We start from the raw sequence: 20405 nt of genomic DNA on the forward strand, positions 1-20405 counted from the left end.
TCCGCCGGCGATGACGTGGCGGCCCTGGACGCCTCCGTAGGATCAAGCGCATCTCCGCGTAACATCAACGCGGCGCACGCAACGAAACATTGTGCGCTAACCGCGAGAGCTCAAGGCCACATCGTATGCTGATGCGCACGTTGTTCAGCGGTGTACGCTGCAGTCAATGAGCAAGGCGCTCTGCATGGGCCTCGTGCGGTGATCGAGATGTCGGCTCCCATAGCCGCCGAGCTTCCCAGGGTAGCAATGCTCAACCTATGCGCCGGGTCATTATCGAGTGGATCTTGCACGGTTTGCATTCGGGCAACAAAGGCCCCGCAAGGACTGGCAAGCGCCTGGGCAGGGCGTCAGCGTCCAAAAAGACAGGAGAACAAGTAATGGACATCTGCGGCTTTCTCAGCAGGTGGTTCGCTGAAGAATGGTATTGGAGCGCCGTCCCAAAGAGGACGGAGCATGCGCCAAGTTGTGAGTTGCAAAACAACAACGTCATCTACATCGACTTCAAGGCGGTCCACGAAGCAAAGGAGGAAACGTGCGGACGCAAGTAATAGAGAGGCTGGAGGCCGGTCGCGTACAATATGGCCAGTTTGCCAGCCTTCCAGGATCAGGTCCTTGCGGCATGTTCGTTGTACAGGGACCTTGCGGCTGTGAACTGAGGATCAGCGGATTAATTCGTCCTGGCTGGGAGCATGTCGCTGTCTCAACGCCGCGACGTTGTCCGAATTGGGAAGAGATGTGCTTCGTCAAAGACCTGTTCTGGGATGAAGAGGAATGCGTGATGCAGCTGCATCCCCCACATTCGCAATATGTAAATAACAGTCGGTATTGCCTGCATCTGTGGAGGCCAACTCATCGGGACATCCCAATGCCGCCACCTTGCTTTGTAGGCGTCGTTGGGCTCGGCCCATCGGAGGCGGCAGTGTGGTTTGCCCGCATGAGCGCGACCGCATTATGAGGTAGCCTAAGTTGTCTGCGTGGCCGATCAAAAGCAGTGGTTCGGCGCTGTTGTCAGCCCACACCGCAACGGAAGGGGGCGGCTCTTCCGTTTGCCTGACATCGCGGGCTTGCCAGCCCAGCGAAGCAGGAGGTGATGACAACGCACCGGCCCGACGAATCCCGTGCTGGCGAATTGACGGAACGACAGCGTCAGAATCGGGCCATCTCCGCGTCAAATCTGCGTGGAGAGCCGCGCCAAACTCGAGCTCGGGATAAAATTGCATCCTCCGACGATTGTGCCCGACCACTCCATATCCTTGAAGTCGTCGACCAGGGCGCCGGCATTTCGGCCGGGATTGGGTAAGCGGAAAAGGTGGCCATCCAAGAGACGCCATGCGGCGGCTTCTCGACCTGTTCTTGCTCGTCAGCTCGTCGTCAGCTTGCCGCAATACGATTCGCAGGTAGAGCTCGCCCAGCCAGCCCCACTCGGTCCTGGCAAGCATACGCTGGAGGCACGGGAGCGCCATGTTCAATCCGGTAATTGGCCAAGCCACGCGCGCCGATCAAGCTGATGAACTGAGTCAGTCGGCGGACAACAGCAACTTCGAGCAAGTGCTTACGGATCTCGCGCAGGAAGACGGCCTGCCTCCCGAAGAGCTGTCGGATAAAATGGGGCTCTGCTGCAGCAGGCCTCATACCTCGGATGCGAACATTCACACCTCGGTCTCTTTGGACCTCACCACCTCTTCTCTGTCTTCCGGTTCAAGTTCAGCCTCTCCGGCGGAGCCGAGCCAGCCTTTGTTCCGATACAGAACTGCAGAATTATCTGGCGCCAATGTCGATGGCATCTGCGTGGGCTTGGCAGCTGAGTGGCTCCTCAATCTCGCCGGTAGTCCATCGTCTCGAATGAGCGCGCTGGCACCGGGCGCTGAAAACCATGCCTCGGCGGCAGTGCGGCAGCAACGGTATGAAGATCTCAAGGCCTTGTTGCGAAGTGACAGGGCGGTGGAGTCTACCAACCTTCAGGCAAAAACCGCAATGTTGCGTGAGGCGGGATTAGAGCCTGCGAACAATCAGACTCAATATGAGTTTGGAACGTCCTCCGAAATTGCCCGGATAGTGAATGAAGTTACCCACTATCCATCGGTCCATCTGATCAGCCTGCGTTTTGAGCCGCGTGGCGCGCATACAATTGCGACCTCGACATCGAATGGAATGACGACCCTGTTTGATCCAAATTATGGAGAATTTACCGTTCGGTCAGACCAGATGGGCGAGTTGTTCAAAAGCCTCGGCGACCGATATAGGACCCCCCCGAACAGGCTTCGAATATCCACGGTCGTCACGCAAAGAATGACGTGAGCAACATATCTGGGCTCCGGAGGTCGGTACGACGTCCTCGCGCGAATTGTTGTGCCTGACGGCAACGATCGAGATCGGAAACCGCATTGGTTTGAGGTGCCAACTCCGAAGCCATCGAAGATCGAATTTGCTGCCCACGCCCCGGCAGTGCTCTGAAGGTATCGCAGCTTGGCGCCGAGAGTCACGATGGTTGCGCATGAGGTGCTGTACGTTCGCGAGAATGCCTTGCTTGCTTGGAAGAGACCGACAGCTCACGCGCGACAGAGGACGCCTGCCTCAAACTTAAGGGGGCTGAGTCGCCGTACGCCAGGATTGTGCGCCGCGGGAAGGCGTAATAACGGTGTCTGTTGAATGGTCTCGGTTGAGTTGGGGCGACCACTCGACTCCTTGAGGCGCAAGATTGAAGCCGTCTCAACCTTCTAAAAACAGGGTTAAGCTCCTGGTGTTGGTTCAATGGCCTTGTCGACCTGCGGAGGTCGGCATGTTCGCCGGCCAGTTCTCAGCGACGCGCGGAAACGACCTGCTCCGTAGCGCAATCGGGTGGTCGGTAAGGTCCGTGTTTCGCAGCAAGCTATCGGATCTCGTCCAATGAGAGCGCATGCATCCCTTTCGCGCGGGCCTATTTGATCGCTGCGCGGTCGTCCGCTTGGGCGGCATCATCTGAAACCTTGCAATGGCCGGAATGGTTGCCCGGTGTAGATCGTGAGCTCGCAGTCGCCCTGGCCGGGGCCGGTTACCCCACGAGTCGCCGTTGCTCATGAGGGAGTGAAGGGAAAAGATCCTGTGGCGGACTCCTGCCGGCCCGCGCCGAGCCCGCCTGTCAGGTTCGTGACCAGATGTCGGTAGTCGACATAAATGCAGGCCGCGGCACCGGCAAAATCAACGATTGTGAATTGGCCCGCCGCTTGCTTCTTCACGGCGACATCTCGATCGCTCCAGGGGCGATCAGTTCGATTGACTAAGCAGAGGTGGAGAGGTTGGTGCAGGTTGCGAGCTGAGGTGAACCGATACGTGAAGCGTCCAGCTAGGAGAGGGTTTAGAGGTACTCAAAGAGTATGTGACACGCTTTGAACATCCTGGCTCGAAATCCGCAACCCGATGGGATCCATAACCTGTCAAGCCGCGCGCGTATTCCCGTTGTCGTGGCGAGTTGTCTGGATGTCTATTCGGGTGTTTTCAGGATCTGTTGCTGGATGTCATTTGTGCAGATATGAGAAGAAGCCCAATCATCACGCCGCTAAACGTAGCGAACACGAATCCCGCCGACGTATATATCTCGCCCGTCAACTTGACGGCTAATGGCAGAGCACATCTTGGCCATGCTGCCGGGCCATTTCTCAGAATGGACGTCGTACAAAGGCACCTGAAGAGGGCAGGGCATCATGTTCGCTCCGGTCTGACGACCGATGGTTTCGAGAACCATGTTCTAGTCCGAGCAGCGCGCGAGAACATCGACCCGTCGGACTTGGCTCATGGCTTCCATGTCGGGATTGCTCATGATCTCGCCTCACTAGGGATCGTTTTCGATCATTTCGATGATCCAGCCCATGGCAAAAATCTTCGGCGGTTTTCCAATGTCAGCAACGCGCTCATGGATGCGTTATCTGCAGCAGGATCGCTGGAGTTTCGCGCAGCGCGGCTACCCGTCGACGATGCGGGCTCTGCTCTGACGCCAACGGAAGAGCGTTTCTGCATTGGAGGCTGGTTTGGCGCAACCTGCCCCGTATGCGAAGCATCTGCAGGGAGCTTCTTCTGCGAACAGTGTGGAGATCATTTCGAGCCAGATGAAGTGCGAAATCCGGTGTCGAGGCGAGGACGGATCCTAGAATGGACAGATAACATCTCTGCCTTTCTCTCAATCACACGAAACGACCAACTCGTTCGGGCGTGGGACGATGCGGCTATCGAACCTGGCTTTGTGGAGATAGGGAGGCGCTATATCGCACGCAAAGGGCAGCGAATGCGGTTGACCGTTCCTGGCCTGCATGGATTGGCCTGGAATTCGCAGCAGTTCAACACACGTCAGATCCTGTTTAGCTACTCCTCGTTGCTCTACGCTCATTCCCTCTATTGTGGGCATAAAGATGCGGAGGCATCCGGAACGCCAAGTGCCTTTGCGCGCAATTCCGATACTTTCTTGATCGGCGCGACCGGCATCGACAATACGATCCCGATGCTCGTGGGCGTTACCGGATGTGCATTGGGTCAGGAGTCATTTCGCCAATTTGACCGAATTTTCTTTAATCATTTCCTTCGGTTGAACGGATCGAAGTTCTCTACCAGTCGCGGCCACGTGATTTGGGCAGGTGAAATCGCTCAAGTGCCGGATATATGTATCGATATTCTCAGAGTGTGTCTGTCGGAAATCTGCCCCGAAGAAGCGGAGACCGATCTGATCCCGAATCAATTGATTGATCGCTATAATGCGATTCTCGACAAGAGCGCTGTGGTCATCAATCGTTGTACGGACATCATCAACGCGATGCCGGCTTCTGCCGCGTGTCACGTAGATGATGCGATGATGATCGCGCTGAACCGGCTGTACAACCAACAGAGCTCAGCTCTCTCGCTAGATCATCTGCGCGTGTCGCACGCGTCCAGATCGGTGACCGAATGGCTCGATTGTCTTGATTCCAATCCGAACCATCAAATCGCTTACTCATGGCTGATGGGCTTCAGTATACTGGGTTGGCCGCTGATGCCCAGGATAACAGAAGCTCTGTGGCACTGGCTCGGCCATCAAGGACATCCCATCGCAGCCTGCGCTACGCGACCCTCGTCCGAACGAAGCGGAAGCGCACCAAGAATCGATGGGCCTAGCTTGACGGCCGCAGACATTGATCGGTGCCTTCCGGGAAAAGTTGCACAATGAGAGCCGCAGGGAACATCGTCGCCGCCGAGAAATTGCCCGATGAAGTGCCGCTCGAGGTCTCGATTCCATTCATGCTTGGTAGCATCAATGTGGCCGCGTCCTATGGGGCGAGCTTCTTTCTCGTGGATGCTCTGCGCTCGGCACCACAGAGCGCATCCATAGCAGGAACAGTTATTTCGACCGGTACGGTCGCGACAATACTATGTTCGCTTGTGGCTGGCCGGATCGCCGATCTATGTGGGGTGATGCGAACGATCGTCCTTGCTGCCGTGGTGATGGCAATTGCAATGATCTGTTTTGCAGCGGCTCCAATTTTTATGTTCCTCGCTTATTTCGGTGGGCTCTCGCTCGGCATTGGATGGTCAATCTTCTATATGCTGGCGCCGCTTCAAATCCTGGAACGCGTACGGCCTGCTGCTCGTGTCAAGTATCTCACCTTGCTTTCCGGATCCCAGATGCTGGGGATCGGACTTGCTGTTCCCCTGGCGCGCACCGTCGTGGAGATTTTCGGATCCTATATCGCAGCGTACTCTCTATTCGCGGCTGCATGTCTCGTTGGCGCGATGCTGCTGGAGTTGGCCGGCAGGGCACTGGCGCAGGCTCCTCAGATCAAAATGGCGGCTGTTCGACTCACGGTTGTGGGCGTGCGGGAGGCTTTCAAGTCGAACACTCGTTATCCGATCGTTATGATCGGAATCGGCGCATGCGTGTTTTCCGGTCTGTCCACGTTCCAGACGCTTTACGCTTCATCGCGGGGGCAATCCGCCGATACATTCTTTCTAGTCTTCACGTTGACAGCCGTTTTCTTGCGCTTCGCGGTGGCGCCGGTCATCGGAAAGGTCCGGCTTGAGTGGGTCGCTGCGTTTCTCATCGTGTGCACTATGGCGGGACTATTCTTGCTTTTGATGAATGCAAGGAGTGCGGACATCTACATCCTCGGTACAGCGATGTTCGCCCTTGGATACGGACTTAGCTATTCGACTCTGAACGGTATGGTTGTGCTCATTGCAGGTACAGACGGGACATCATTGGCGGTTGCGTCTCAGGTCTTCACGCTTTCCTACTTCGTTGGCCTATTCGGATTTCCATATATCGCCGGGCAGATCGTGAGCGCCCACAGCTTCGATGATTTGCTGAAGAGCATGATGATGCTTGTCGGTGGCAATGGAATCGTTCTCGCAATTCAAGTGTTTTCGACCAGCCGGGAGCGTTAAGTGGCTCATCTTGCGGATAGCGTGATGTCAAAGCAGAGCGGCGGCCATCAGGTAACGGCAATCGGCGCAGGCCCGGCGAATCTGAGCCTGGCAGCGCTCGCGGCCCCGATCCCGGAAATTTCCTTACACATCCTGGAAAGATCGGAGACGCTAAATTGGCATCCAGGTTTGCTTCTAGATGGGGCTTTCATGCAAACCAGCCCCTTAAAGGACCTGGTAACACCGGCAGATCCGACCAGTAGATATAGTTTTCTCGCCTATCTGCACGAGAAAAGACGACTTTATCAAGCCATTGTTCGAGGAATCGCTTCGGTTGGCCGGGATGAATTTGAAGATTATTTGAAATGGGCAGCAGAAAAGTTAGCGAACGTTCAATTCGGCGAACAGGTTATTTCAGTCGAACTGCGCGGCGAGGCGTTCAGTATCGCTACCAATCGCCGCAATTATCAGAGCCGTACGACAGTGGTCGGCGTAGGCCGGGTGCCCTCTGTTCCTGACTGGAGCAGAAATGCACCGGAGAATCAGGTGTTTCACGCGAGTACCTTCCTCCTGCGGCGCCGCGAGTTCTCCAGCAAGCGCGTTGTTGTGGTAGGTGGTGGCCAAAGCGGAGCAGAAATATTTCTTCATCTGCTAACTGGTGCATGCGGCGCGCTGGAAGCTCTGGTCTGGGTCACGCGCCGCGCAAGCATATTTGCCCTGGAAGATAGTCCCTTCGTCAATGAGTGGTTCTTTCCACAGTATGGGGGATGGTTCCTTGAGCAAAGCGAAGCCGCCAGAAGGCAAACCCTTGAACAGCAAGCTTTGGCGAGCGATGGCGTCAACCCATCGACACTGCGCGCGATCTACAACGCACTTTACGATCGCGAAGTTTGTCGAGGTTCGTATCCCGCTCGGGTCGAAATACGCGTCGACACAATGGCTGAGGAGCTGCGTGCCATATCTCCATTTCGCCTGGGGGTGCGTCAGCAGGCCACCGGCGTTCGCGCAGAACATGTCGCTGACATTATTGTGCTGGCCACGGGCTATCGTACCGAGATCCCTTTCTTTCTGGAGCCGGTCGCAAACCGGCTTTCGATTGTGAGTGCGCCTGGTGGCTCTCGGGAGATCGTGGTCGGCAAGGAGTTCAGGGCCCGGTTTGATGGCCCCGAAAGCTGCCGCTTATACGTCCAGAATGGCGCACGATTTCAACATGGCATCGCCGACACAAATCTGAGTTTGGTTCCTTGGCGGGCCTCAACGGTGCTCAACTCGATCATTGGTCGGGTGGCTTACGATTGCGGACCTGCAACAGGGGCTCTCAAGTGGAATGGTGCGGTGCCCGAGAGCGCCCGTTGAGGATCACAATGGGTAGCATGCCGCGATCCAGCTGCATGATCGGAGATACACCATGAAGAATGCTCAGCTGATGACTTTGGGGGACGTAACGGTCTATAGCCCCGGCGTACTGGTACAGGACGTCAAAGGGATAGATGATCCGGAGATCACCGTTCCGGTCGAATTCATCGAATTCCACCTCGATCCACTTGCGGTGTCGAAGCCTGATTCTCATCCTTCCACCGAGATCTGGCGAATCACGAGCGGGCGCGGTCACGTAGTGACCGACGATGGTGAGTTGGCCGTGAAGGCCGGCGATCTGGTGTTTCTGCGACCAAATCAGAGCCATCATTTGCGGAATAGTGGCAGCGAAGTTCTGAGCGCCTTCTCCATATCCTGGAAACAAGCTTAATGACTGACAATATCTATGACCTCGCAGTCATCGGGGCTGGCGTTATGGGCCTCAGTGCTGCCTTCATCGCAGCGAGCGATCGCCCGGAAAAAAGAATAGTCATCGCCGAACGAGATATCGTTGGATCTGGTACGAGCCGGTTTGCGCCTGGGATCCAGATCAACATCTGTCGTAACCAGAAGGAAAGGAGCCTCATCGACTGTGGTTCGAAATTCTGGCGCGGGATCTATCCCGACGGACAATGGCCCAAGGGACGAGACTGTGATGTGTTTTGGTTGACGCGCAATCCCGGCGAACTCGCGCGACAGAGCAGCGTGGGCCACCTGACCCCATCAACACCCTTCGTTCTTGTCGAGAGGCTATTATCGCTGCCGCAGTTCTCGGTCCCCGGCGATGTGGCCGTCATGTTAGATCGTGGTTCGTATTGTCAAGTCGATTCCATTGTTCAGGATCTGACTCAAAGGCTCAAGATCGAAGGGGTTTCAATAAGCGAGCGTACATCGATTACAAGAATACGGAAGGGGCCGCGCAATATTCTTCTCCAGATCGCTGATAACAGCGAACTCGCGGCGAAGCGGGCCATTCTCGCAATCGGGCCATGGTTACCGGAGTCACCGTTGCGTCAGCACCTAACAGACGAACCGGGGTTGCGAGTTAAGAAGGTCGTCGCGCTCCATTTGGCCGCACGGCCCACGCCGAACTGTCCAATGATCGGGCTGTTCGATGACTACGCGTTCCTCATTCCCATGATCGAGCAAGGATACTGGCTGTTCAGCTTTACCTCGCAGGAATGGGATGTAAAGCCGGTCACCAATGAACTGCGGCTCAGTTCGGATGATCTCGCGCGTGCCAACGCAATTCTGGCCAAGTGGTTCTCCTCCGAGGTGCCAGCGGTGGCGTCAGCACGTGTGTTCTGCGACTGCTATTCGGCGGATGGTGTCCCGTTTTCCCGTCCTGCGAAAGATATCGCAGGTTTGCATGTGATCGGCGGTGGTTCGGGTAATGGGTTTCGCTTTGGGCCAGCATGTGCGCAAGAGGCGGTACGATCCCTATATTGTGCGGATAAACACGCCAGTACGGCGACATGAGGGTGGCATATGCCGGATGTGATTGGTCTCAATTCCAATCTCTCTGATAATCCGTCAGATGCCGGTTATGCCAACACATCGAGATCGACCATGGTTGTTGATCTCGGCGCGATAGAATCTAACTACCGGAAGTTTCGGATGCTGGCGCCCCAAAGCGCTTGCGGCGCAGTTCTCAAGGCAGACGCCTACGGCCTTGGCGCGCTGCGCATAGCGCCCTTTCTTGCGCGGCTTGGCTGCGGGCATTTCTTCGTGGCCGATGTGGAAGAAGGCGCGGCCTTGCGCGAGGTACTGCCACTATCTGCGAAGATCTACCTGCTTCACGGAGCTATGCCCGGTTTGGAGGCGGCCATTGAGCACCATGATTTGCTGCCGATCCTGAACAGCAGGGAACAGCTGGATGCATGGCTTCGGCATTGCCGCCTTCGCAACCGGCTGTTGCCCGCAGGTATCCATGTCGACACGGGCTTGTCTCGACTGGGGTTTCCCATAGATGAGCTGCAAAAAGCCGCCGAGAATGAAAGGATACTGTCGGATCTGCCTGTCGTCTTGTTCATGAGCCAACTCGCCTGCGCGGAGTGGCGCGACGAAATCAGTCGGCAACAATTGCATCAGTTCCGTAAACTCACCTATCTGTTTCCCAAAGCCATCCTTTCGCTATCGAACTCCGCGGGACTATTTGCCGGATGTGAATTTCATTTCGACCTCATACGGTCGGGTGGAGGAATTCTCGGCCTTTCCATATCCGGTGATCCCGACTTCAGGCCATCGCAAGTCGTCCGCCTGCGAACGCGAATCATTCAATGTCGCAGGGTAAAGGTCGGGGAAGCGATCGGATACCACAGGTCATACCCAGTGAAGAGACGGATGCGTGTCGCGACCGCCTCTATTGGTTATGCAGATGGGTTCCCCCGCAGCCTCGGCAATCGAGGTCATGTCTTCATATATGGTGCTCGCGCGCCAATCGTCGGCTTCGTTTCGATGGATCTCATCAGCATCGACGTGACGGATCTGCCCGAGAGTTCGACTGCGCCGGGTACAATGGTCGACCTGATCTGCCCCGAGCAGACGGTCGCAGATGTGGCTTTGGCCGCGAACATGCTGAGCGATGAACTGACTACAGCGATCGGACGCCGATGTCGCAGACTTTATGTTTCGGGCAAGCGGAATCAGATGAGGCGCCAGTGAACTCCTCTGCATTCCGATCTCGCCAAGTGAATCGAGCGATCTATCTGGGCGACGAAGGCATACGTCTCATGCGTCCGGGCTACTTCACCGCTCGGGTGCGTCAGTTCCATGAACGTGAGAGAGCCTTCTGTCTTGAGCTCCTGCGTTCGACCACATACCGGCTAATTATTGAGGTAGGTTGCAGTTGCTACCGCCTTATCGGTATCAAGAACGATGACAGTCATTACCTTGGTATCGATATCAATCCACCTCGTGCACGAAGATTGAAGGAGGACAACGGGGCTGTTGTCCGCTGTGAGGCCAACAAATTCTTTAAAAGGACGCGTCTGGTCGTTGAGATCATGCGGCGATACGACGGAAGAGTGCTTTGCATTCTGCCGTTCAATTTTCTTGGCACCATGGATCGTCCAATGGAATTTCTCACGCTAATGTGCCAGACGCCCTTTGATCTCGCGTTGTCGCTCTTTTCAATCAGTGAGACAGCGACCGCGGCGCGGCTAGAATACTATGATCTTTGCGGGATAAACGTTCAGGCTGTCGTGCGGACAGATGACTACGTCCGATTAGATTGCTCGAACGGCTTCCAGGCGTTTGCTTTCGATCCATGTGTTCTGACGAGCCGAATATCGGCATTTGGATTTCGCTTGAATGAGGCAAAGTACTTTGACGTCTGTAACTTCCTTCATTTCAGTAACGAGCGGGTGTGAAGGTTATTCGCGTTCGTCTTACGAGACATGCTGAGGGGGGAGAGGGGGGCGACGCTTGCTTCGTCGTAGGCATCAGCAGAAAAGATGAAATGCAAGTCAGTTTTGAGCATCGATTCAGTGAAGCAGGGATTGTTACGCGGATGCGAGCCTTAGCAAGCGTATGCCGTTCAATGTCGTCTCAAATGCGGACACCGAGAGCAAGCAACGGTCCAGAGCGAAAATGCTGCAGGGGCCACCCGATCGTTTTCAACGCAAGGTCCCGCGCCGCGCGATCGTGGATCCTTCCTCCGGGGGGGGCGGCTATGGAGCGTGCTCAAGGCTGACGCGATGCGCCATCATGAACTGGCAGCGTTGCGTGGTCGGCGGCTTGTTGTCGCTGACAAGGTCAGGTCATGGTCGAGGTGAGACTCGGCGCATCCGAAATGCCTGTGTGGCAGATCGCCTTCGCTCCACCTCGTGGCTGGACGTTAGACATATTGTACCAATTTAAGGTAATCGTCTGTGAGAACAGGGGAACGGATGGAGCAGGCCGCGTCTTGAAGAAAATTGGCCAGCGTCTGGCTGGCACGAGTGCGGCGTTCGATACTTAGGCGTGTCGGCGCGCGAGAACGCACAGCAGCTAGTTCGGTGCTGACCAGATCAGCCGCCGCTGTGGCACAGTCCGAGGCAGTGAAAGTGCCAGCGGTCATGACAGCTTGTGCTAATCCCAATGTGGTGAGCCAACCTGCATAGATTAGCACGGCACCATCTGTCTCATTGAGGCCGCGGAGCTCCTCAACGACGTCCGCATGGACTGACGCCGCACCCAGAGAGACAAAAAGATCGGCTATTTCGTCGCGTGTGGCTCTGGAAAGAAGACAGCGGCCAAGATGGGATAAAAGCGTCTCCGTCGGACCTTCGAAGATGCGGAGAATACGAGCGTCACGATAGATTTTAGCTAAGGGCGTCCCCTCGTCGTACCCTCGGCCACCCAACAGTTGGACGCATTGATCGGTGACAAGGCCGCACCATTCGGACGACAGTACCTTCGTTGCCGATGCAAGGTGGATATTGGGAGAGCCCTGCCCAGAGACGAGTCTGCAGGATGCCGTAAGCATCGCCTTTACGACTTCGCGGCGAAGTACCATCTGCCCAAACAGCTGCTCTATATAGCTGTTCTCAATCATGCGCAGCTTACCTAGGCGACGATGATTTGCATATGAAGCCGCGACCTGGATCGCGCGCTCAAGGGCGCCAAGGCCCATCGCAGCCACACCTATTCGGCCGCGGTTCATACTGGATGCCGCTGCGCCCCAACCGTCTTGGTCGCGAGAAAGCACGTAAGCACGTGGCACCTCGACATCCTGGAACTCGAGAGTATTCTGTATAATTCCACGCAAACCGAGGGTGCGATGCTCGTGCGTGACTTTAAGGCCGGGAGCCTGCCTATCAACCAGTACACCAACGAGGCGACCTTTGGCATCATGACCGGAAGCTCGCGCAAAACAAACGATCCACCGGGCCCAGTCAGCGAGGCCAATCCAAATTTTACGGCCGCAGATGCGAACCTTATCTTCATGCATGAAAGCCGAAGCTTCTATGTGCCTCGGGGCAGAACCTGCTCCAGGCTCCGTCAAAGCGAAAGCGCAAAGATCGCCGCGTGTTGCACCCCGTATGACCTGCTCTTGGTTGGGGAGATGCGGTGCCGCTTCGATGCAGGGCAAGGCCAGGAAGTTATGGATGACGAGGGTAGAGGCAGCGGAGACATCGAAAGATGCAGTGGCAGAGATGAGCTCGATGGCCTTTTGCAAGGAAAGAGCCAATCCGCCGCGATCGGCCGGTATGGTGAGCCCGAACAGTCCATGCCTTGCCAGCATGCTATGTAGGGTCGGAGGGAATGCTCGACGGTCATCCGCGTCTGCGAAATTTAACTGACTGAGGTCATCGATCAGACTGGAGTATAGGCTGGAAGCACGAACTCCGGCTGAGCGTTCCGGCGCCTCCTCGAAAAGGGCGCAAACTTGAGAGGACATAGCCATACCGCCAGAATGAGGGCCCCTGCGCTTTATGCCAATTATCCCTGCGGCTGGCCCGAATACACATTGGTATAGCTCGCTCGCCAGAGCTCCCAGAATTTGTGCGGGGGACGCTAGGCAACAGGACGCCGCGGAATTGCCGGTCAGAGCGCACCACCGGTTCTGAGGGCCCCTTTACTCCGCATTAGAACGTGGCGCCTGACGTTGTCCGCTTCCTCGATGAGCGAACGACGTGCAGCAGGCTCGTGGCACCGGTCTCTCAGCAGAGTTCTGCGAAGCGGAAGAGTCTTGATCAGATTGACGGTCTGCCACACGGCGACCCGGACCGTCCCGCCGACTGGCACCGGCGATTCCCCACATCGAGCCTTACGAAGTCCGGCCCGATCGATGTCAGAGCGATTTCGAACCGAGACGATGCGCCGACCTCGCGACAGAGGGGGGCCTAACGTTCAGAAGCGAGTCAACCGCCGCTTTGGTGGAAAGAATATTGGCGCGCATCCAGTTCAGGCGGGGGTGCAAGTTCTGCTACGATCGCTTCTCGTTGGAAAACGTGGCCGAGATTTACATTTGCTAATTGCCCAGTTTGGCCCGCTCTTTATTTTCAAGCCGCCCGTCTCTTATCCCTGAGTCAGGCAAGATGGCAGCCCCAGTACCGGCCCTTGGCCACCAGAGGTGCTGGGGCCGTTTTACAGCGGACGTCAAAAGGTTGGTCGGCAAGCTGCTTGTAGACCCCGAGGCCTTCCTCTCGCTCACCACGTTGCAGGTTATTGCCGCAGCATGCGGAGTAATTTGAAGACCGGCGTGGAAATTGAACTTGAGGAAGACGCCGAGGCGTCTTTCGATGTCCGCGTGCGGGATTCTCCCGGCGACTTTGGTTAGTTCACGCTCGGCGCCGCGTTGCCGTGGAGGCGGCGGCTTGAGCGTGACCCTCTCGAGGAGCAAAGCGGCTCATGTGGCTTTCTCGCGACTGTGTCGTCAAAGTCACCAAACCGCTTGAGCGTCGGCCTATGTTCGTCGGGAGCGAGGATCCATGTACGATATCTACGTGAACGAACGGAACGACCTTCTCGTCGTTCCTCGGGGCGATTCCATTCCGCTCCATTTCAACAGGAACTGGCGGAAGAAACGCGTCGTACGGTCGGTGAGCGAGCAAATCCGCGAGGACATCCGGACGCACGGCTACCATCGGCGAAATGTTACAGCCAAGCCGCGTATTCGGAGAGCTTGCGCGTCCTCTCAGCCACGCGCTGAAAACGCTAGCTGACAAGGTGGCTTGATCTACAAAAGAAAAGTTCATCCGCATCTTAGGTGCAGGCGGTCATAGGCTTCATTTGCGAACCTCTGCCCTGATGGAGAGTCGAGGCTCTCGGTGCGCCAGGTCGGCGTGGGATGAAGCCGCCATATTCGACAAGACCTCCAGAACGCCGGCTTTACAGACGTCAAAGTCGTTGCGAGGTCGTTCGTTGTACAGGCGAAGTCACGGGACGGCAAACCTGTCGTTATGAGCATTGTCCGCATGGAATGTCTGTGTTTGAAGCAATGAACGGGACGGAAAGCAGTGAAGGAACAGCAGGGGCTGGTTCAGGTCATGCGTCGCCAGAAGCCAAGCCAAACGATTCAATAAATCAGAACACGGGCGCGTCAAGCAATCAGCAGTCTGGGACTCAACAAGAATGAGCTGGCCGGGTCGAGAAGTGGCTGACCGAGTGTCGCCAGCGGTCGGCGAGCGCGATGGCTCGCCGACGCCGGGCCTTCGGCTCAGCTCGGGTTGCAAGGACGAGTTGGGTGCACTGGACAACACGAGACCGCTGACCGGGCGGCTAACTGCTTTGCTTCCAAGTCGGCCGACCTTGCGCGCATTTCCATAGCGGATTGACGTGTCCCACTCACGAACTGGATGCGCGGGGCTGGAGTTTTGGTGCTTGCCCTTGGAAACGGAGCCGATAAGCGAAATTGGAAGGTTGGGACTATAATACCGCCATTATTGATGTGGCAATTCTCGAGAGGATTCACACCTGTTATTTTCGGAACCCAAATTTTTTCAGATCTTGCTGCTATGGGCAGGTAATTTTCATTTCGTGTTTTTTCAGCCCAACGCACGGCTGCTGATTTCGGCGACCAGCGGTTCGGCGACCTCAATCTGGCCTCAGCGGGGATTCCCCGCTGGGGTCTCTTCATTTGTGAAACCGATTCATCAGATTGGCAGTCTTGCGGCTGCGTTCAGTGCTCGGTTGGCTCTATGGGCTTTGACCGTTGCTTTTACAGCCCGGACAAACTCGCCGCGCCGCTTGATCTTTGATCAAGCGAACGGCTCGCAGCAGTGGAGTATCTTTGCAGCCTCTTGAGCAAGTTGTTCCTTCGCCAGAGTCCCGCGATCTGCCTGATCGAACACTCAACAGCATCAATTACATGTCCTGCTGTTACGTCGCTCCAGAATCGATATGTCGATATCAGGAAGATGCGCTGTGAAATTGAAGGGTCCGTCCTCTTGAACACACTTCGCGGCCCGATGGCGAGGAGATGTCAGACCGAAGCCAGGAATGGTATCTGGCGCTTCGGACTGCGCATCAGAATTGTAAATGTAGGAAGGTGAAAGCCGTAGCTTGGCATTGGATATGCGTCTGCTCAGATGAGGTTCTTCGAAAAACTCGAATGAACAGTGGCAGCTTCGTCAGGCCGAATGGCCCGCAAGCCAGGGTTCCGTCACAAGCTGGGCTCCCTTTTTTGCCCTGCCGAGGTGCGGAGCGTCAGACCAGACGGCTTGGTCGGGCCAACCGCTCCTGACATGGATGACCGATGCGGCTTTCGACACCACCTGCCGTTCCAGCTCAAATGGTGTCTAGATGGTTCGCCCGAAGCTGAAAACCCTGGCATTCCTGCCAGGGCTCCGCATGTGTCGACCCTTTGATGGACGGCGTCAGAAATCCATACCGCCCATGCCGGCGCCAGGAGGGATTGCGGGACCCGCCGCGGCCTTCTTCGGCAGTTCGGCGACCATCGCTTCCGTGGTGATCAGCAGAGCTGCCACGGAGGACGCGTTCTGGACCGCGATGCGCACGACTTTGGTCGGGTCGATAATGCCCTTGGAGACGAGATTGCTGTACTCGCCCGTCTGGGCATCGAAGCCGAAAGAATATTGCTCGTTCTCGAGGACTTTGCCGACTACGATCGAGCCGTCTTCGCCGGCGTTGATCGCGATCTGGCGGGCCGGCCAGGACAGCGCCTTGCGCACGATCTCGACGCCGGTCTTCTGGTCGTCGTTCTTGGTACGCAGGCCCTTGAGCTGCTCGGAGGCACGGAGCAGGGCGACGCCGCCGCCCGGCAGGATACCTTCCTCGACAGCCGCACGGGTCGCATGCATCGCGTCGTCAACGCGATCCTTGCGCTCCTTCACCTCGACCTCAGTCGCGCCGCCGACGCGGATCACCGCGACGCCGCCCGCGAGCTTGGCGAGACGCTCCTGCAGCTTCTCACGGTCATAGTCCGAGGTGGTCTCCTCGATCTGCGCCTTGATCTGGGCAACGCGGGCGTCGATGTCGGCCTTCTTGCCGGCGCCGTTGACGATCGTGGTGTTCTCCTTGTCGATCATCACCTTCTTGGCGCGACCGAGCATCTGCAGCGTGACGTTCTCGAGCTTGATGCCGAGGTCTTCCGAGATGGCCTGGCCGCCGGTCAGGATCGCGATGTCCTGCAGCATGGCCTTGCGGCGATCGCCGAAGCCCGGAGCCTTGACGGCCGCGACCTTCAGGCCGCCACGCAGGCGGTTGACGACGAGGGTGGCGAGCGCTTCGCCTTCGACGTCTTCGGCGACGATGACCAGCGGCTTGCCGGTCTGCACCACGGCCTCGAGCAGCGGCAGCAGCTCGTTCAGCGAGGAGAGCTTCTTCTCGTTGATGAGGATGTAGGCGTCGTCCATCTCGACGCGCATCTTGTCGGCGTTGGTGACGAAGTAGGGCGAGATGTAGCCGCGGTCGAACTGCATACCCTCGACGACGTCGAGCTCGGTCTCGAGCGACTTGGCTTCCTCGACCGTGATCACGCCCTCGTTGCCGACCTTCTTCATGGCGTCGGCGAGGAACTTGCCGATCTCGGCATCGCCGTTGGCCGAAATGGTGCCGACCTGGGCGATTTCCTCGTTCGAGGTGACCTTCTTCGAGTTCTTCTGGAGGTCCGCAACGACGGCTTCGACCGCAAGGTCGATACCGCGCTTCAGGTCCATCGGGTTCATGCCGGCGGCGACCGACTTGGCGCCTTCGCGCACGATTGCGGCCGCAAGCACGGTCGCCGTGGTGGTGCCGTCGCCGGCCGCGTCGGCAGCCTTGGAGGCGACCTCGCGCACCATCTGGGCGCCCATGTTCTCGAACTTCTCCTCCAGCTCGACCTCCTTGGCGACGGCGACGCCGTCCTTGGTGATGCGGGGAGCGCCGAACGACTTGTCAAGCACCACGTTGCGGCCCTTCGGACCGAGCGTGACCTGCACCGCGTTGGCGAGGATGTCGACACCACGCAGCATGCGGTCGCGCGCGTCTACTCCGAATTTGACTTCTTTGGCTGACATAAACAATTCCTTCGGTTTATTCTCTCATCCTTCGGCGCGCCGGGCAGACGCGCGTCGGGGTAAGGTGTGCGAGTAGCCGGGTCAGGCGGCCTTCTTCTTGGAAAACACATCGGTGAGAACGCCCATGATGTCGCTTTCCTTCATGATCAACAGCTCCTGGCTGTCGACCTTGACCTCGGTGCCCGACCACTTGCCGAACAGGACACGATCGCCGACCTGGACGTCGATCGGAATCAGCTTGCCGGTCTCATCGCGGCCGCCCGGGCCGACGGCGATGACTTCGCCTTGCGAGGGCTTCTCCTTGGCTGTGTCGGGAATGATGATACCGCCAGCGGTCTTCTCTTCAGCGTCGATGCGCCTGACCACGACGCGGTCGTGAAGCGGACGGAAATTCATACGGACCTCCTGAGCATTTGAACGAGTTGGCGTTTCACCATTGCAACAGTATCGGTGATAGCAAGAGCCAGGCCAACGATGAGGAGCGCCCCTTGCCTGCAGTTCGGCTGAATCGCGCGCCTGGACTGCGCGTGTCCTAGGTCGGAAGCAGACGTCATCATGTCTAGAGACAGCCAAGCTGTTGCGAAAATGACATTGCGTTTCGTCAACACAACCACATTCCCCCTATACCCTTATCTTGCGGTCTCTGGATGCACGCCGCGGGTCCGCGAAGTGAAGGGTAGCGGAACGTAGCGTGACCCGCGGTCGACGGCCCGAATTGGCGTAGCCTTCCGGAACCGAGCCGATTCGTCGGGAGCGACCTATGGACTGCTGGGACCCGACCACCTGGGAGGCCGCGTGCCCCGTCGGAGTGGCCGTGATCGATGCTCCTTAGAGTTCGCGCCGCACCAATGCTGTTTTCTCCGAGCGCCGGAGTACATGGATCGGCGAACGTTGCGGTGAGTTCTGCGACCATCATTCAGCGGCGGTCAGCGTGGCCTGGGCGCGCTCTCAGGATCGCCCGGCGTGATCGCGCTCCTTCAGGCCAAACAGCCTAAAAGTCGTGAGCCGAAGGATCGTGAGTGCGCGAATCTGGAACGCCGACTATCAGATGGCAGGGCGACATTGGCTGGGCTGCAACTGCGATCGACGGTGATTGGTCATCGTTGCGCAGGAGCGGTCACTCTGTCCTCGACCGCTCCATCGAGAGCCGCCGACGGGTAATGCGCCGGCACGACGATGTTTACAGGAAGACGATCTTTAGTCTCTAGGGCGAGGGACCGCACACCGGCATGGCCTTTCGCTTCTCGTGCACGCTTTCCGATTTACGTCCTTCCGGATAGCTCTGTCGCCCCAGGACAATTGCTGCGGCTTTCGCCGCGACGGACTGCCGTTTGGTATCAGCGTCCAGATGGCGATGGATAAGGAAGGCCGGGCATATGAATTATATACGTTGATATACGTTGTGCGGGGGCGTCTGGCATGTGATTGCGGCTTCGAGCAGGAAATTTCAACTATCGGGGGAAAGACCGGTGTCTTCTGTGGAAATACATCAGCACATTGTTTCCCTTCTTCAGAAGTCGGATCCGGTGATTCTGGATATCGGATGCAACGACGGGACCGACACACAACACTTTCTCAACCTGTGCCCGCAAGCGCAGCTCTACTGCTTCGAGCCTGACCCCAGAGCGATCGTGAGGTTCAAGAAGAAGTTGGGCCCATCTCTCGACAAGGTGAAGTTGCTCGAAATCGCGATCAGTGATCGAAACGGGATGATCGAATTCCATCCAAGCAATGCAGATGGCGATGCGAAGGAATGGGACCTTTCCGGCTCGATACGCCGCCCGAAAAATCATCTGACTGAGTATGATTGGGTTCGTTTCGATCGTCCCGTCCCGGTTCAAACGCGCAGGCTTGACGATTGGTGCAACGAAGCCGGGCTGAACAGGGTCGATTTCATCTGGATGGATGTCCAGGGAGCCGAAGCCGACGTCATCGCCGGCGGCATGCAGACCGTCAGCAACACGCGCTTCATCTACACGGAATACAGCGACCGCGAGCTCTACGAAGGGCAGCTGTCCCTCCAGGCCATTCTTGGCCTGTTGCCATCGTTCGAAGTGGCGGCGCACTATCCGCACGACGTGGAAGGCGATGTATTGCTTAAAAATACGCGCTTCTAGCGGCTACTTGAATACGGCGCTCGTTCGTTGCTGGAAGACTGATTTGCGCAGTTTATGCCGCCCAAAGCTGCACAACCAGTGATCAATAGGACGAACAGATATAGCTGGTCGGACAAGCTTACGAGCGTCCTTTTTGTTCGCGGCTACTGTTGCAGATCCCGCCGATGGCGGCCACGTCGAGGCTTTGGTGAGTGTCTGACAATCACCGGCTTAGCGAGCCGGCACGACCGGCGATTTTGCGGTCAGTCGCCCGAGCCGTTTCAGATGCTTGAATCAGCACTACCAGCCGGCGCTCCAAGCGTTTAAGCGTCTGAACGGCTGCTGTATGTTCTGGGCCTCTTGGAAGCTGGTGCACTCGTTCGAACAAATGCCAAAGCAATTGCATGAGTTCGCGTAGCTCCTTGAGTTGGTCGGATTTCATCACGCACTAGGCGCCGCTATTGTGTTGCATGCCGTGAGTTGATGCTCACGCCGTCCCTGGCCTCTTCCATTCTTCGAATGGTCAGCATCTGGGGACAACTTGGTCGTCGCAGGCGTCATTTGAAACTCCCTTTATCCATGCGAGCATAACCGCAGCAGCCGATCATCCCGCTGGGTCTCCTCGGTCGTTCCGGGACGAATTAAT

The 20405-nt window shown here is 57.1% G+C and carries 14 protein-coding genes; 10 read left to right on the top strand and 4 right to left on the bottom strand.

All coding sequences use genetic code 11. The annotated features are described in order from the left end of the window. The first annotated feature begins 619 nt into the window (after positions 1–619). Both ACVI1L_RS25095 and ACVI1L_RS25100 read left to right on the top strand, forming a co-directional pair. The gene (locus ACVI1L_RS25095) at positions 620–955 is read left to right on the top strand and encodes a DUF7694 domain-containing protein (protein ID WP_456784110.1); all 336 of its coding nucleotides are present in this window, start codon (positions 620–622) and stop codon (positions 953–955) included. Between the two features lie 506 nt (positions 956–1461). Next, entirely contained in the window at positions 1462–2298 is an 837-nt protein-coding gene (locus ACVI1L_RS25100; RefSeq protein WP_456784111.1) for a YopT-type cysteine protease domain-containing protein, read from the top strand. Positions 2299–3053: 755 nt separating this feature from the next. Here the strand turns inward: ACVI1L_RS25100 and ACVI1L_RS25105 are convergent. Then, positions 3054–3215 (bottom strand): hypothetical protein, encoded by a 162-nt coding sequence (locus tag ACVI1L_RS25105; protein ID WP_253640584.1) that lies wholly within the window; start codon positions 3213–3215, stop codon positions 3054–3056. 269 nt (positions 3216–3484) lie between these two features. On the opposite strand from ACVI1L_RS25105, the gene ACVI1L_RS25110 reads away from it, so the two are divergent. From ACVI1L_RS25110 to ACVI1L_RS25140, 7 genes are read left to right on the top strand one after another with little or no spacing between them, the layout of a single operon-like run. Then, positions 3485–5170, top strand: a complete 1686-nt coding sequence (locus tag ACVI1L_RS25110) for a class I tRNA ligase family protein (RefSeq protein ID WP_253640583.1) — start codon at positions 3485–3487, stop codon at positions 5168–5170. Next, a complete protein-coding gene (locus ACVI1L_RS25115) occupies positions 5167–6384 on the top strand; it encodes an MFS transporter (RefSeq protein WP_456784112.1) in 1218 nt (405 codons plus the stop codon). Before ACVI1L_RS25110 ends, ACVI1L_RS25115 begins: the two co-directional genes overlap by 4 nt. Before the next feature lie 24 nt (positions 6385–6408). Next, complete coding sequence (locus tag ACVI1L_RS25120) at positions 6409–7719, top strand: lysine N(6)-hydroxylase/L-ornithine N(5)-oxygenase family protein (protein WP_456784113.1); 1311 nt, start codon at positions 6409–6411, stop codon at positions 7717–7719. 52 nt (positions 7720–7771) lie between these two features. Continuing rightward, positions 7772–8110 carry a cupin domain-containing protein gene (locus ACVI1L_RS25125; protein ID WP_456784114.1) on the top strand — a complete coding sequence of 113 codons (339 nt, stop codon included), beginning with the start codon at positions 7772–7774 and terminating at the stop codon, positions 8108–8110. Then, positions 8110–9198 (top strand): NAD(P)/FAD-dependent oxidoreductase, encoded by a 1089-nt coding sequence (locus ACVI1L_RS25130; protein WP_456784115.1) that lies wholly within the window; start codon positions 8110–8112, stop codon positions 9196–9198. Before ACVI1L_RS25125 ends, ACVI1L_RS25130 begins: the two co-directional genes overlap by 1 nt. A gap of 9 nt (positions 9199–9207) precedes the next feature. Beyond that, positions 9208–10383 carry an alanine racemase gene (alr, locus tag ACVI1L_RS25135; protein ID WP_456784116.1) on the top strand — a complete coding sequence of 392 codons (1176 nt, stop codon included), beginning with the start codon at positions 9208–9210 and terminating at the stop codon, positions 10381–10383. Continuing rightward, entirely contained in the window at positions 10380–11090 is a 711-nt protein-coding gene (locus ACVI1L_RS25140; protein ID WP_456784117.1) for a hypothetical protein, read from the top strand. Before alr ends, ACVI1L_RS25140 begins: the two co-directional genes overlap by 4 nt. Before the next feature lie 467 nt (positions 11091–11557). Here ACVI1L_RS25140 and ACVI1L_RS25145 read toward each other — a convergent pair whose 3' ends face one another. From ACVI1L_RS25145 to ACVI1L_RS25155, 3 genes are all read right to left on the bottom strand, one after another. Then, positions 11558–13108 (bottom strand): acyl-CoA dehydrogenase family protein, encoded by a 1551-nt coding sequence (locus tag ACVI1L_RS25145; protein ID WP_456784118.1) that lies wholly within the window; start codon positions 13106–13108, stop codon positions 11558–11560. A 2914-nt stretch (positions 13109–16022) separates the two neighbouring features. Beyond that, positions 16023–17663: a chaperonin GroEL gene (groL, locus tag ACVI1L_RS25150; RefSeq protein WP_456784119.1), complete on the bottom strand. Its 1641-nt coding sequence runs from the start codon at positions 17661–17663 to the stop codon at positions 16023–16025. Positions 17664–17744: 81 nt separating this feature from the next. After that, a complete protein-coding gene (locus ACVI1L_RS25155) occupies positions 17745–18059 on the bottom strand; it encodes a co-chaperone GroES (RefSeq protein WP_253640574.1) in 315 nt (104 codons plus the stop codon). Between the two features lie 1073 nt (positions 18060–19132). On the opposite strand from ACVI1L_RS25155, the gene ACVI1L_RS25160 reads away from it, so the two are divergent. Continuing rightward, the gene (locus tag ACVI1L_RS25160) at positions 19133–19780 is read left to right on the top strand and encodes an FkbM family methyltransferase (RefSeq protein WP_309143789.1); all 648 of its coding nucleotides are present in this window, start codon (positions 19133–19135) and stop codon (positions 19778–19780) included. Positions 19781–20405 lie beyond the last annotated feature (625 nt).

The organism is Bradyrhizobium sp. USDA 4516 (assembly GCF_054055915.1).